The sequence below is a fragment of the Paenirhizobium daejeonense genome (assembly GCF_014280875.1).
Taxonomy (GTDB): domain Bacteria; phylum Pseudomonadota; class Alphaproteobacteria; order Rhizobiales; family Rhizobiaceae; genus Allorhizobium; species Allorhizobium daejeonense.
Genome location: NZ_JACLAL010000017.1, coordinates 17,408 through 29,983 on the forward strand (window position 1 = coordinate 17,408; position 12,576 = coordinate 29,983).

General features: G+C 61.3%; 11 protein-coding genes. 3 read left to right on the forward strand and 8 right to left on the reverse strand.

Features of this window, described 5'->3' with window-relative positions; translation table 11 throughout:
• Positions 1-427: 427 nt before the first annotated feature.
• A complete protein-coding gene (locus H4I99_RS24105; protein ID WP_163906377.1) occupies positions 428-1,111 on the forward strand; it encodes a ParA family protein in 684 nt (227 codons plus the stop codon).
• On the forward strand, positions 1,108-1,488 hold the full coding sequence (locus H4I99_RS24110; protein ID WP_163906379.1) for a hypothetical protein: 381 nt from the start codon (positions 1,108-1,110) through the stop codon (positions 1,486-1,488). Before H4I99_RS24105 ends, H4I99_RS24110 begins: the two co-directional genes overlap by 4 nt.
• Positions 1,489-1,508: 20 nt before the next feature.
• Here H4I99_RS24110 and repC read toward each other — a convergent pair whose 3' ends face one another.
• The 6 genes from repC to H4I99_RS24140 form a co-directional block, all read right to left on the reverse strand.
• Positions 1,509-2,723 carry a plasmid replication protein RepC gene (gene repC, locus H4I99_RS24115; RefSeq protein ID WP_163906381.1) on the reverse strand — a complete coding sequence of 405 codons (1,215 nt, stop codon included), beginning with the start codon at positions 2,721-2,723 and terminating at the stop codon, positions 1,509-1,511.
• Positions 2,724-2,885: 162 nt separating this feature from the next.
• Positions 2,886-3,896 (reverse strand): plasmid partitioning protein RepB, encoded by a 1,011-nt coding sequence (repB, locus tag H4I99_RS24120; protein WP_163906383.1) that lies wholly within the window; start codon positions 3,894-3,896, stop codon positions 2,886-2,888.
• On the reverse strand, positions 3,893-5,110 hold the full coding sequence (gene repA / locus H4I99_RS24125; protein ID WP_163906385.1) for a plasmid partitioning protein RepA: 1,218 nt from the start codon (positions 5,108-5,110) through the stop codon (positions 3,893-3,895). Before repA ends, repB begins: the two co-directional genes overlap by 4 nt.
• 589 nt (positions 5,111-5,699) lie before the next feature.
• Positions 5,700-6,077 (reverse strand): hypothetical protein, encoded by a 378-nt coding sequence (locus H4I99_RS24130; RefSeq protein WP_163906387.1) that lies wholly within the window; start codon positions 6,075-6,077, stop codon positions 5,700-5,702.
• A gap of 437 nt (positions 6,078-6,514) precedes the next feature.
• Positions 6,515-7,333: an N-6 DNA methylase gene (locus H4I99_RS24135; RefSeq protein WP_163906389.1), complete on the reverse strand. Its 819-nt coding sequence runs from the start codon at positions 7,331-7,333 to the stop codon at positions 6,515-6,517.
• A gap of 144 nt (positions 7,334-7,477) precedes the next feature.
• Positions 7,478-9,511 carry a ParB/RepB/Spo0J family partition protein gene (locus H4I99_RS24140; protein WP_163906391.1) on the reverse strand — a complete coding sequence of 678 codons (2,034 nt, stop codon included), beginning with the start codon at positions 9,509-9,511 and terminating at the stop codon, positions 7,478-7,480.
• Positions 9,512-10,268: 757 nt separating this feature from the next.
• On the opposite strand from H4I99_RS24140, the gene H4I99_RS24145 reads away from it, so the two are divergent.
• Positions 10,269-10,682 (forward strand): hypothetical protein, encoded by a 414-nt coding sequence (locus H4I99_RS24145; RefSeq protein ID WP_163906393.1) that lies wholly within the window; start codon positions 10,269-10,271, stop codon positions 10,680-10,682.
• Positions 10,683-11,020: 338 nt separating this feature from the next.
• Here H4I99_RS24145 and H4I99_RS24150 read toward each other — a convergent pair whose 3' ends face one another.
• Positions 11,021-11,593: a hypothetical protein gene (locus H4I99_RS24150; protein WP_163906395.1), complete on the reverse strand. Its 573-nt coding sequence runs from the start codon at positions 11,591-11,593 to the stop codon at positions 11,021-11,023.
• 87 nt (positions 11,594-11,680) lie between these two features.
• The gene (locus H4I99_RS24155; protein ID WP_163906397.1) at positions 11,681-12,121 is read right to left on the reverse strand and encodes a DUF3846 domain-containing protein; all 441 of its coding nucleotides are present in this window, start codon (positions 12,119-12,121) and stop codon (positions 11,681-11,683) included.
• Positions 12,122-12,576: the final 455 nt, after the last annotated feature.

The window sequence follows — 12,576 nt, forward strand, 5'->3', positions numbered from 1 at the left end:
GAACCTGAGCCCTGCTAGGGGGCGGGGCGACGTCGAGTTTGTACCACAAACTTGCCTATCCTGCCACCTAAAACTAAACTATATTTTATCCAAAACTCATCATTGCAAAACAGGTACCCTCGCCCAAGCTCCCACAGCAATAACTCATCTCCAGCGCCACTCGGTCCCGTTAACAATTGCCCATTGTTCGCGCGATCATTGCCAGCGATATCACTGGCAATTGCCAATTACCCATTAACCACTGACAGTTAACCCCGCTGCGGTTGCTCATTGTCAACGGGCAACTGGCAATTGCCCGTTGGTCATTACCTGTTGTCGGCGGTCAATCGTCAATCATCAACGGTGAACGAACAATGGGCAACGAACGCATTGCGGAAAGAGAGATGAGGAAATAACTATAGTTTATTCGCAGAAAGAAGGAGCCATCATGATCGTCACCATCGCCAACCCGAAGGGCGGAACCGGCAAGACCACCCTCGTCCGCGCGCTCTCCGGCACGGCCGCCCATGCCGGTAACGACGTCTTCCTGATCGATGCCGACAGCCGCGCCAACACGATGCGCTGGGTCACGATGTCGAAACAGATGGACGTCTGGCCCGACCGGCTGGAGGCCGAAAGCTGCCTCGACCCCAACCAGATCTACAAGCTCGCTCTCCAACATCAGCAGGAGGGCAAAATTGTCTTCGTCGATGTCGAGGGCACGACCAACGAAAACCTGTTCGCCGGCCTCTATTGTGCCGACATCGTCCTGATCCCGCTGCAGACGACCCAGGACGACGTCGTTGCCGGCATGCAGCTCGCGCTCAACCATATCCCCGTGGTCGAAGAGGATCAGAAGCGCAAGCTGCCGACGATGATCGTCATCAACCAGCATGATCTGGTGACCGGCCGCGCCAAGGCGCATGAGCCGCTCCGAGAAATTTTGCGCGAGAGCGGTGTCGCGCTCGCCTCCCAGCCGATTGCCCGCCGCGCGTCCTATCAATCGATTGGCGCCGCCGGCACGCTCCAGACATCAGCGAAGCCTGATCCGAAGGCGATCGCGGAAATGGAAACGCTGCTTGGCGAGCTGCTTGCCCTCTACCGGTCGAAGGCCAGCGAGGCGAAGCAATGAGCGACGGCGCAGACAGCAAGAACCTCGTCCTCGGATTGATCTCGACAGGCCGCGACCGCCCCGCGGTTCGCGAGAAGGCAGGGCCTGCTTCAAAACCCGCTGACGAAGACCAGGCGCCGGCACCATCAGCGAAGCCGCCGTTGGCGCGCGGTCAGCTCCGCGAGATGATGGCCAAGGGCGAAAGCCTCGACCCCGTCGCCGGCAAACGCTTCCGCGACACCGAAAAAGTCACGACCGGCATCCACATCCGCGCCGAGGTCCACAAGAAGCTGAAGATCCTTGCCGCGATCGAGCGGCGGAAGTTCAACTCCTACATCGAGGAGGCGATCGACGACTATCTCGAAAAGATCGCCGAGCGGATTCCTGATATTTCCTGAGCGGCAAAAGGGAGAGGTCATCACGCACTTCGCTTCGCGGCCTCCCCGTTCGCCCTGAGCGCCGCCATCAGCATCGGCCCGAGGCCGAACTCTCCGCGCGCCGCTTTGCGCGTCAGGTCGCGCAGATAGCCGCCGGGCGAGGTGATGTGCTCGGCCCGCTCCAGGATGCAGGCGACCGCAATCGCGGCATGTTCCGGCCCCATCACCTCGCAAGCCTCCTGATAGGCCGAGGGGCTGACCCCGAGCGCCGATCGGACGGTTACGGCGGCCGTCATCAGCTCGCGCCAACTCTCGATCCGGCCGCCGGCCGCGTAATCGACAATCTGCGGGCAGGCTCTCAGCACCAGTGGTAACGGGTAAGCCTTCAGCGGCTCGGCAATCCGGTTCGGTTTCTGGCTCGGCTTCTCGCCCTGCTCTTTTTCGGAGCGAGGTTCAAGTTCATGGAAGGATTCGGGTTTTGAATTCTGTATGTGACGACCGTCATGGCTGTCATTGACGTCCGTTTTTTCTGCTTTTACCTGAATTTCCAGACGGTTGATGATTTCCTCGCGCAAAAGCTCCATTTCTTCAAGCACCGCGTCGACATCTTCGCGGCGGGGAGAGCGCGGCAAACGGGCCAGGAGCGCGATGTACATCGCCTCGATTGCCTCCCAATCGCCATCCGCGCCCTCCTCCATGGCGGCCGAGATCAGCTTGCGAACGTCGCGACGGCAGAGCGACAACGCCTCTTTCGCGCGCTTGAACTGGAGACGCTCGGCAGCGACCTGCTGCGCCAGACTGGCCATCTCGCTCGCACGGGCGAGCAGAGGCGCGAGGCTGAAGCCGAAAGCGGCCTCAATGTCCCCTCCCCTGCCCCGATGCGCATAGCGCTTTCCGTTCGGGCTATCGCGGCGCTCGATCAGACCGGCGTCGACCAGCGCGGAAAGATGCCGGCGCAAGGTCGTGCCGGCGATGCCGTGCGCGCGCAGCGACAGCTGATTGTTCGACGGGAAAACGACCAAGCCACCGCTCTCATCCGAGAGTTCATCGTTCGGATAGAAGCTCAGCAGCGCCTGCAGCACCGTTATCGAACGATCCTGGAGGCCGAACAGGTCTTTCGCCTCGCCGACGTCGTTGAAGACTTTCCATTTGTTGACCGCCTTGCCCGCGTCGCGGTCGGCGGTCTCGAGCTGACCTCTCACCAAGGCAAGCGTCATCGGTCGCCCATGGGGCGTTGTCACACGTCCAATCTGCATTTTCCTTCACCTCTCGAAAGGCAAAAGAAATCCACTCACCAAAACGGTGCCAAAGACTCTTGACTGTGATTCGTGGAAATGCGATTCTCGACCTTGTCACAGAATACGAGAGAGGCTTCCACGGTTTACCGATTGGGGGCCTTTTTCTTTTGCGATATGCTCCTACTTGTTCTCACTCGTTGCATTTGCCTCGGACGCGGCAAATTCTTCGTAGATATCCGGCAATTTCCGCAGCAGGAATTGCGCGAAATCCCCAGTATGCTTCGTCGGGATCGTCAGCTTCACGGCACGTTTGCTGCTTTGCGCGGTCGCAATTTTGCGCCCCTCACCCGTCTTGATAATCTGTTCTTCGGACGCCTTCTCTTTGCGCACGGCAACGGTCTTCAGCGCGCTTTCGAAGCGAGCATCGCTGGAAAGAGCGTGGAAGTGTTCCTTGCTGATAAGCTCGCGCCAATTCGCCTCGTGACCAGGATCGGCAAGCAGCTGCGCCAACGTCTCCCAGCGCGGTCGGCCGATCGACGGTGCAGAACCAATCGCTTCGATCAATTCCGTCGATAGGGAGCTGGCAAGTGAGATCATGCCGGACAGAACCCCTTTGGACGTAATGGTCAGAGCGTCCATTATGACTTGCCGACGTACCCCTTGCTGATCGAGGCGCAATGCGAACAATGCCTTTTCGATGAAGGAAAGATCCGCTCTGTCGGTGTTCTCCTTACCCTGTGCGCGGATCAGGTCTTCGTCGGAAAGATTTCGTACGATAGCCTTGACCCGACGGCCGAGCTGCCGAAGCGCTTCAACGCGCCGATGCCCAAAGGCGAGCTGGTACTCCCCCTTCATTTCGGGATGGGGGCGCACCAGGACCGGGATGATCTGTTCGGAGGTCTTAAGCCCTTCGCGCAGTTCGATGAACTTCGGATCGGTAAAGGCATCAAGTCGATCTTTCACGAACGATCCATGAATAATCTTCGGTTCAAGCTCAACAATCGTCTCGCCGGCTTCAAGCTGCAATCGCAGAGACTCCGCCTGGTCCGCTTCGGTCGCAAGATTGGCGATAGCCTGATTCATTGAGTTGAGGGCGCCAGACTGGACAGCCGGCTTTACGCGCGGGGACGGTTCCGCTGAAGGCTGAATCGGAGAGAGAAAGTCTTTGAGAGCGTCGCGCCTCTTGCTCATACCGTGCGTCCCCACGCCTGCTTCACCAGCTTCTCAATTTCGCCATTGACGCTGTCGAGCGATTCCATGGCGCGATCGTAGGTTACGCGGTGGAAGTTTTCGCGCCCGACTTCGTAAAGCGTTTGCTTGGTGATCCCGGCATCTGAGATCGCGGCAGACTTCAGCACGGCATTCGTCAGCACGCGGTCGCCGAAGAGGCTCTTGAGTAACCCGACAATCTGTCCCTGTGGGCCATCGGCCGGCTCGTAGCGTGTTACGACATAGCGAAAGAAGTCATACTCGGCATTGCCGCCTGCCTTCTCGACGACACCGAAGAGGCCGGCGGTCATATGGAGAAACTGCGACATCGAGGCAACATCAAGCATCTGCGGATGGATGGTGACGACGACACTTCGCGCAGCGCATAGAGCCGAGAGCGTCAGATATCCGAGCGACGGTGGGCAATCGAGGATAACGACATCATAATTTTGCTCTACGGATGCCAGCGCTGTCGCGATCCTGGTAAAGAACATCTGCTCGCGATTCCGGCTACGCTCACTCAGGACGCGGGGGGTATCGTGTTCGAATTCTTGAAGTTCGAGGTTCCCAGGAACGATGTCGAGCCCGGAAAAATAGGTTTTCTGAATGATGTCGCTGAGTGGGCGCTGCTGCGCATCGTAGCGGATCGCCCCGTAAATCGTTTCGTTCGGGCCGAGGTCGAATTCGGGTTGAATGCCGAAGAGCGCCGACAATGAGGCTTGTGGGTCGAGATCGACAGCGAGCGTCCGGTATCCTCGCAGCGCGAAATACTGCGCAAGATGGGCGGCGGTCGTCGTCTTTCCTGAGCCGCCCTTGAAGTTCGTGACGGCGATAACCTGAAGAGCTTCGTTCGCGGCTCGGTTTGGTGAGTAGCCTTTCTTGTTCGAACTAAGATAGCGACGGATATCGTGGATCTGTTCAAGCGAATAGAGACGGCGCCCTGCCCCGTTCTTCTCTGCTTCCGGGATGTTGCCCTCGGAATTCAGATGGCGAAGATAGGCATCGCTGATTCCGATCAGCTTCGCGGCCTCGCCGGCCATGAATTTGCGAAGCTCCTTTTGCGCCGTAGGAGGGAATGCGCGCGCACGCAACTGCTGAAGTTGCGCGCTGAGCAGGTCGGCGTCAGCCTCGATAAGGCTCGTTAGCGATGGGATCGCAGATGCGCGCGCCTGAAGTTGAGTAGCGACTGAATTCATTATAAACGCTCAATCCGGTGAAATCGACAATTGAGCGTAAAAATGATCCGAGTCGGTGACTCGGTCAAGGAAAATTGAGTTAACAAAAGGTTAACAGGTTTTCGGCCAAGAAAAGTTCTCAGCTGAGAACTTTCATCAAATTTCCGGAGGGCTTTAGATAAGCCGCTGCGCTTCAAGGGCTCCGCTCCTTACCACCGCTGCCACTCTATCGAAAGTTCTCAGCTGAGAACTTTTTTGAATCTTGGCGCTTGGAGTGCCGGAGGCTCGGCGCGCATTTCCCGGTTGCATCACTCCCTAAGCGGCGGCGCAGCCGCGCTCCGGGGAGAGGAGGATGGGGGCATCGGGGGAAGGAGGAGGAGGGACACCGTCCCTCCTTCCCCCAAGGGAGGGTTCAAGGGAGGGGCTTGCCCTTCCCTTGGGTGGGGGAGTTTGAGGGGGCGGGGCTCTGCCCTGCCCCTTCATGGGGAGAGTGTTGAGAGGGGGCTTGCCCCTCTTTCATCAGCTGAGCCAGCCGGTCGCACCGGCTGGCTCAGCTCAACCACCGACGCAAGAAGAAGAGGCGGCACCCTGCCGCCTCCTCTTCGATTGTTTAGTCTGTGTCAGTCTCCCAAAGCGTGTCGCCAAGCCGATGCTCAACGAGATCGTCGTCCATCTGCTCCAACTCAGCGACTACCTCCTTGACCAGCCGGTTCCCTATCCGGGTGCGCTCCTGGGCAACGAGAATGCTGAAGGCGGTCTCGTTTGCCACGACGGCCCGGATCGCCTCATCAAACTCGTCATCTGGACGAAGATTCTCGATGGCGATCACATCGCCATTCTCATCGTAACCGCCGTGCAGATACATAGGCGCGGATGCGAGCCTTTCAGCCGCTTCCTCAGCCTCCCGGATCAGGCGAAAGCCTTCCGTCCGCTGCCTCCAGTATTCAGCACTCCCGCCGTCGATGATCGTGATCTTACGCTTTGCCATAGAAGTCTCCTTTCGCTCTTTGACGAAAGGTGTCCGCATCGAGCCTCGAGTGGGGTCAAGGACCGCTTTAGCGGCCGCCAGCGGCGGCGAGTGGTGGAGCCGATTTTCTGACGGCGCCCAACGGGCGGCGGCTGAAAATGGGGGGACCGCTCGTCCTTGAGGCCAGGAGAGGCGGTGCCACAATAGGACGACAAAGAGAGATGAGCCCGCGGCCCCGATCAGGGGTCGCGCCCGTGTGGGCCGGGGTGGTTTGGAGGGGGTGGACCACCCCCTTCGTGGGTGGGTTCAAGGGAGGGGCGCGCCCCTCCCTCGGGAGGATGTTTGAAGGAGGGGGCTTGCCCCTTCCTTCATGGGGTGAGCATGAGAGGGGCGGCTTGCCCCCCTCTTATAGAGTTGTCGGCCGGTCGAACCGGTCGGCAACTCTGCCCAAGCGGTGCCTAGAACAATCGAAGCTGACCATTTTTTTCCGTGGCCGGTGCTGCCGATCCCAGCCCGTCCGGCGAGGGTGCAACAGCAACTTTCGCCGCCGATGGCACCATGGCCGGAACGGGCATGGGCCGGTTGGTGTTCGCGACCTCCCCTGCCCTCCTGAGCTTTGTGGACCATCCGCCCATGACGTGCGCCAGCGTGTGCCATTGATCGCTGAACCGCATCGCCAGGCTGTCCCCGACAATGACGGTCGCCGGGATATGGAGAAGCGACAACTGGATGTAGGCCATATGGACGGCGCGCGGGTCGATGTCCATGGCGGTTACATGAAGGCACTGCTGATAGTTGATGCCCGCGTCGAGAATTGCTTCTCCAAGGGCGATGATCATTGCCCCGCTTCCTGCGGCGGGCTCCTGGGCCAGCATGAAGCCGCGTTGCGCGATCATCTTTTGCATGTCGTCCGGGCTTCCGGCGACGATGCGCGCCATCAACTGGCAAACCGGGTAGGGCGTAAAAAACTGGCCGCGTGCCTTGTTGTGCAGTTCCAGCGCATGGAAGGTCGCGCCGAGAACATCGTGCGGACGGTCCTCCAGCGCCATGACCACCTCGCCCATGATTTTCGAGAAGGTGCCCATGGTCTCGGTGCCATACTTGCCGGAGATCTCCTGAAACCGGGCTTCGCGCTTCTCGGCGGGGGCGAGGTCCACGGCGTTGCTGAGGGCGATGGCGGAGGTTTCGCACCAGTCCCCAAAGACGGTGTAGAGGTCGTGCTTGTAGCGGCAGCTTTCGAATAGCTTGACGATGGATTTGAGGCGCGGGGAGTTCATGGGATCACCTGCAAGGAAAAGGAACCGCGTGGGCGCGTTTCGCCAATCGCCGGGGCAAAGGCCGGCGTCGTCATGCGGATCGATCAAAGGGAGGTCTGGAAGGATGCAGGCCGCGCCGGAGACTGCGCGGCCTGCGGCAGCCGATTACTCGGCTGCTTCGGGGAAGGTTGCGCCGCCCGTCACCGGCGCGTTATCGATGTCGAAAGGGCAAACGCCGTCGTCATCGCCGGTGGCTTCCACCATCCGCTCACACTCCTGCTCGGCAGTCAGAGCGATCCGAACCGGCGCGGGAAGCCATCCGGTGCCAGTGATCTTGCGTTCGGCATATTCCACGGCCTTCGCCTTCTCCATGCCGAGAACGCCAAGTGCCAAGTCCTCGCCAACGGCTTCGGTGACCGCCTGCTTGATCCCGGCCTTGCTGATGCGGGCGAAGTAGTTTTCACCTGTCGGGGCGTACCATTGCGTCATGTCGATCTTGAGGGCCTGCGCCAGTCGCTCGGCATGGGCACGCTGCGACTTGCGCTCATAGTGGGGATGCTGCACGGCATTGACGGACTTTGCCGCCGCGTAGGCCAACAACTCGAGAAGCGTTGACGTCGGCTGTTCAAGGCACCATTCCAGAAGTTCGCTCGGCTTGCCGGGAATGGTGTGGCCGTAATTCTCCTTGAGTTCGTCCATGGCCACGATGCCCGGGCATGCCGCCGGATCGGCAATGCTGGTTTCGAGCCGTTCGCTCTTCACCGTCACTTCAAGGGACGAATAGTCGCTGCCGCCATAGCTGCCGAAGATGTTCACCAACATGGCATGCACCACGGCGGCGAGGGCAACGTCCGGGTTATGGGCAAGCTCGGCCCGGATCGCGGCCGTCTTCTGCGCCGTAAGCTCCTGCACCAGCAGGGCAGGCATCTTGAACGGAGGCTCGGTGCGCTGTTCGGGCTTCGGCGGAACGGTCGCCCCACCCTCGTCCGTCTCGTCTGCATCGCCTTCGGCGGTGTCGCCGCCGGTTTCAACCCCCTCCTCCACGGCTTCATCGTCGGGCCGGACAAGGCCCTGCTCGATTTCGACATTGCCGTAATAGTCCATCGTCACATAGCAACCGGCCTTGGCAATTTCCTCCGGGGAATAGGCTTCCTGTGCCATCGACAGGACCGCGAGCCTTGCCTGAATGGCTTCGGTGCGCGGCTCGGCCTCGTCATCGGCCTCACCCGCCTCGATCTTTGCCACCAGCTCGTCATATTCGGCTTCCAGCCGCTCCTCCTCGGCCTGTTCTTCCTCCGTCAACGGAATGTCGGACGGATAGACCCTGTGCATGCGGACGGCTTCGCTCGGAATGACCGGCACCACCTCCACCCATTTCCAGCCTTCGGCGCGAACGGCTTCCGCCTCGGCTTCAAGGCGGTCGGCAACGAGCTTTTCGACGAGAGCGACGTCGAGGGCGTAGCCGCCATTCTGGTCATCGAAGAGATCGCGCTTGACGGTTCCGCCGGCAGCTTCATAGGCATCGAGCCCGCCGATGAACTTCATGCGCTTGTCGGTCGCCTTGACGGCTTCGGCCTGCAGGGCCGAACGAATGGCGCGATGATCGCAATTCCACGATGGCAGGCTATTCCAGACTTCCACCTGCCGGTCGTGGTCATCGGACACGGTAAAGGCTGAAAGCTGCTGGAAGGTCATTTCCTCCTGCCGGTGGAGTTCGAGCAGGACCGGCGAAACACGCCCAAGCGCCAAGCGCTTGCGGACCATGGTTTCGGTGGTGCCGAAGCGGGCGGCGATGTCCTCGACGGATTTCCCGTCCTCGGCCATAACGCGGTAGGCTTCGTATTCATCGACCGGGTGCATGGCCTCGCGGCTCATGTTTTCGATGATGCTGATTTCGGTCGCCTCGGCCTCGCTGCGCTCCTTGCATTCGACGGGGAAGTCCTTGGCGATTTCGCCCGCGTCGGCCAGAAGGAGGAGGGCGGCACGGCGACGCTCGCCTGCGGTTACGAAAAAGCGGCCGCGCTTGTCGCCCTTGCGGACAATGATGTTCTGCAACAGCCGGTAGCCATCGGCGCGGATGGTCGCGGCCATCTCCGTGATGCCTTCCTTGCTGTAGGTCTTGCGGACATTCTTGGGGTCGCGGTCCAGCTTGTTCAGCGGCACGAAAAAGCTTTCGGTGGAAATCTGGGTCTCGGTCATTGCTCTGTCTCCTTGGTTTCCCGTTTCCCGAAGGGGAAGCCCCCTTGGGCGAAGCCTCCCCGGCTTTCCGGGGGAATGGCCTCTGACATTCCCCCGGACAGAGGGGGGAGGGCGCAGCCCGCCCCACGGCGACGGACGGTCGGGTCAAGGGGTCGTGGCGGGGAAAAAACGGAAGGTTCGGCGCGCAGCGGTGAAAGCCGTTTTTTTGCCGGCGCGACAAGCGGCTTGCCGCGCCTGCCCCTTGATCCGAACGGCCGGCGATGTCATGGGGCGGAAACAGGAAGCTGGCCCGCCAGGGCCTCGATGCCGGCTGCGCCAGCAGCCGCCAGGACAAGCGATCGTCACCGGCATCGGCGGAGACGGCCGACGGCCGGCTCCGTGCTTCGCATAGAGCGCGGCCGCCCGAACCGGGCGGTGGCCTAGCGGGATTCAGACGATCCGATCATTAAGATGAGAAGCCGGGAAGGAACATATCAAGAACAGGTTTGTGGGGAGACGCATCTTAATGCGCGGCCGGGTAGGGTGGCCTGACGCAGTTCGTCATGATACCGATAAAGGAATACCGCGATCTCCACCCTGCCCCGTCGCGTTCTCGTCGGCTCAGGGCCGATCCAAGAATTGAGGATCGGGACAATGGAAACGCCATCTACCGGCAACCATGCGCCCCCTATGACGGGGATATCAGACTGGCTTTCATGGTATGTGGGCGGCCACGGCATGGACATGGTCCATAAGGACTATAGCGAGTTGCGTGCGAGTGAACCCACGCCCCTTCAGCAACTGGCAGCGTTGGACGACGGATGTGCCGCAGATGGGACCGGCTGACCATGATCGGCTCCGGCGGCACCTGATTGCCAGCGGCATCGTTATCGTCCTGGGCACGGCTCGGTTTTCCAGGGCCGATTTCATACGCACCCTCACAGCCGCCGGTGAGGTCCAAAACGGGACCGGGACAACACTATCCAAGGAGGATCTGCCGCCTCCGCCGTTCGCGATCGACGATACGAGCATATACGAGCGCCAGGGCGTCCTGACCTCAATCGCGCTTGCGACATCGCGGCGTCGTGGATTCGTGCTGGTGTTTGAAAATGCTGCCGATTTTCGTGCCTTCGCCATCGGAGCCTATATCGCCAATCAGCAGGTGATCATTCTGGAATTTCCTGCAGATTGACCGTCTTGATCGCGCCGCTGCGCGGCGTAGCGAGCACGGCTCGATCCCTAAACTAAGGCGAATATCGGAGAAATCAGCATCGCGCCGGCCTTTGGCCGGGATTTCGGGAATTCTCGCGGCGTTGCGGGCGGGAGAAGCGCAGCCGCAGGAGCCTCAGCAAAGCGGCCCGCAAGGGGAGGCGGGACCGACTGCGCCCGCTTGCGGCGCTCCGTTTTGACGGGCGGGCAGGGGAGTTCGAGGGGCGGGGCTTCGGGGCGCCCCTCGTCCTGGTCCGACCCGCTCGACGCGGTGAGGACAAGGCACTCGCGCGGCGGCCGGAGGAGAGGGGACACCGCCCCTCAGTTTTCACCCTCTATCGGCTCGACGTCGCGCAGTTCGACAAAGACGACTTTCTCGGTGCGCTCCTGCCCGATCAGGTCGAGATTGATATGGACGTAATCGGCAAACGGCTCGCCGCACACGCGCCAGACAGCGCCGACGCGGCCGACGCGCCGCTCGTTGGTGCCATCGATCGAGGGCGATGTGCCGGTGATGCGAACACGCTGGCCGAGGCGAAGCCAGTTTGCCGCGCTGGCGATCATGGCGGCCCGTTCTTCTGGCGTCAGTTTCTTGCGTATCGACCGAGCCCACGGCGTCTGGGGATCGGCGGCAAGCTGCCGCACTTGTTCTTCCCGCGACAGGTCTTGGAACCGACTGGTCTCGTCGTCCAGCGGCCAGTCCTCCGGGGCGGGTGGCGCAGAATTCCGGTGGAAATGCTCGACGGTCGGGCCACCTAATAGATCGGGCTGCACGCCGGCCAGCCGCCGGTGACGCTGCGCCTTACGATAGTCCGCCCGCCATTGCCCGTCAGGGGTGAGGGATGGCCGCTTGGGTTCGCCGCGCAGGCGATCCAATTCGTCCTGGTCGTCCATGGCCGGCTCCTATCGCTGTGGTTTTCAATCTGAGGGGAGGGGAGGGCGCGAAACGGGGTGGCTCTCGGCCGCCCCGCTCCGAACGGCTCACGCCTCGACGGCTTCCGTGACTTTCGGCGCGCTACGATCAAAGAAGATTTCGACGCGGACGATCTCGGCCGCGATGACACCGGGCCGCTCGGACACGACGATGACGGGCCGCAGCATCGGGCGAACGATTGTGAAGCGGGCAGCAACAGCCTCAATCGTGTCGGTCACATCAGCGAGTTCGCCCAGCCGGTCCGACGCCGTCACGAGAAGATTTCCCGCGATGGGCGTCGGCGCGCCCGCGACTTGCGTGAGGCACGGCACGATATCGTCCAGCCCGTTGTCGTCAACGATGATATCGAAGCCGCTCACCCTCACGACATCGATCATGTCGCATTTCACGAGCCTCTTGATCTCGGCATAGCTGCCTTCGAGGTTGATCGTCACCGGGCGAATGGTGCCTGCCATCGGCTCGATCAGGAAGGCCTTGACTGCGCTCATTTTCTGTCTCCTTTTTCCCGAAGTCCCGCAGGGAAGCCCCCCTTGGGCGAAGCCTCCCCGGTCTTTCCGGGGGAATGGCCTCTGACATTCCCCCGGACAGAGGGGGGAGGGCGAAAGCCCGCCCCACGGCGGCGCGCGGGCGGATCAAGGGGTCGTGGCGGGGAAAAAACGGAAGGTTCGGCGCGCAGCGGTGAAAGCCGTTTTTTTGCCGGCGCGACAAGCGGCTTGCCGCGCCTGCCCCTTGAACCGAACGCCCGGCGATGTCAGGGGCGAGACGAACGATGCGGCCCGCACGCGGGCCTCAATGCCGGATGCGTGAGCTTCCGACAAGGACAAGCGATCGTCACCGGTATCGGCGGAGACGGCCGCAGGCTGGCTCCGTGCTCGCATAGAGCGCGCTCGACCGGAACGGGCGATGGCCCATGGCACAAGCGAAGAAGATCTTCGACGAGGAA

Coding starts and splice junctions, on each gene's coding strand:
- H4I99_RS24155 (WP_163906397.1), bottom strand. CDS start 12,121: ATGAGCGCAGTCAAGGCCTTCCTGATCGAGCCGATGGCAGGCACCATT.
- H4I99_RS24135 (WP_163906389.1), bottom strand. CDS start 7,333: ATGAACTCCCCGCGCCTCAAATCCATCGTCAAGCTATTCGAAAGCTGC.
- repA (WP_163906385.1), bottom strand. CDS start 5,110: ATGAATTCAGTCGCTACTCAACTTCAGGCGCGCGCATCTGCGATCCCA.
- H4I99_RS24110 (WP_163906379.1), top strand. CDS start 1,108: ATGAGCGACGGCGCAGACAGCAAGAACCTCGTCCTCGGATTGATCTCG.
- repC (WP_163906381.1), bottom strand. CDS start 2,723: ATGCAGATTGGACGTGTGACAACGCCCCATGGGCGACCGATGACGCTT.
- repB (WP_163906383.1), bottom strand. CDS start 3,896: ATGAGCAAGAGGCGCGACGCTCTCAAAGACTTTCTCTCTCCGATTCAG.
- H4I99_RS24130 (WP_163906387.1), bottom strand. CDS start 6,077: ATGGCAAAGCGTAAGATCACGATCATCGACGGCGGGAGTGCTGAATAC.
- H4I99_RS24150 (WP_163906395.1), bottom strand. CDS start 11,593: ATGGACGACCAGGACGAATTGGATCGCCTGCGCGGCGAACCCAAGCGG.
- H4I99_RS24105 (WP_163906377.1), top strand. CDS start 428: ATGATCGTCACCATCGCCAACCCGAAGGGCGGAACCGGCAAGACCACC.
- H4I99_RS24140 (WP_163906391.1), bottom strand. CDS start 9,511: ATGACCGAGACCCAGATTTCCACCGAAAGCTTTTTCGTGCCGCTGAAC.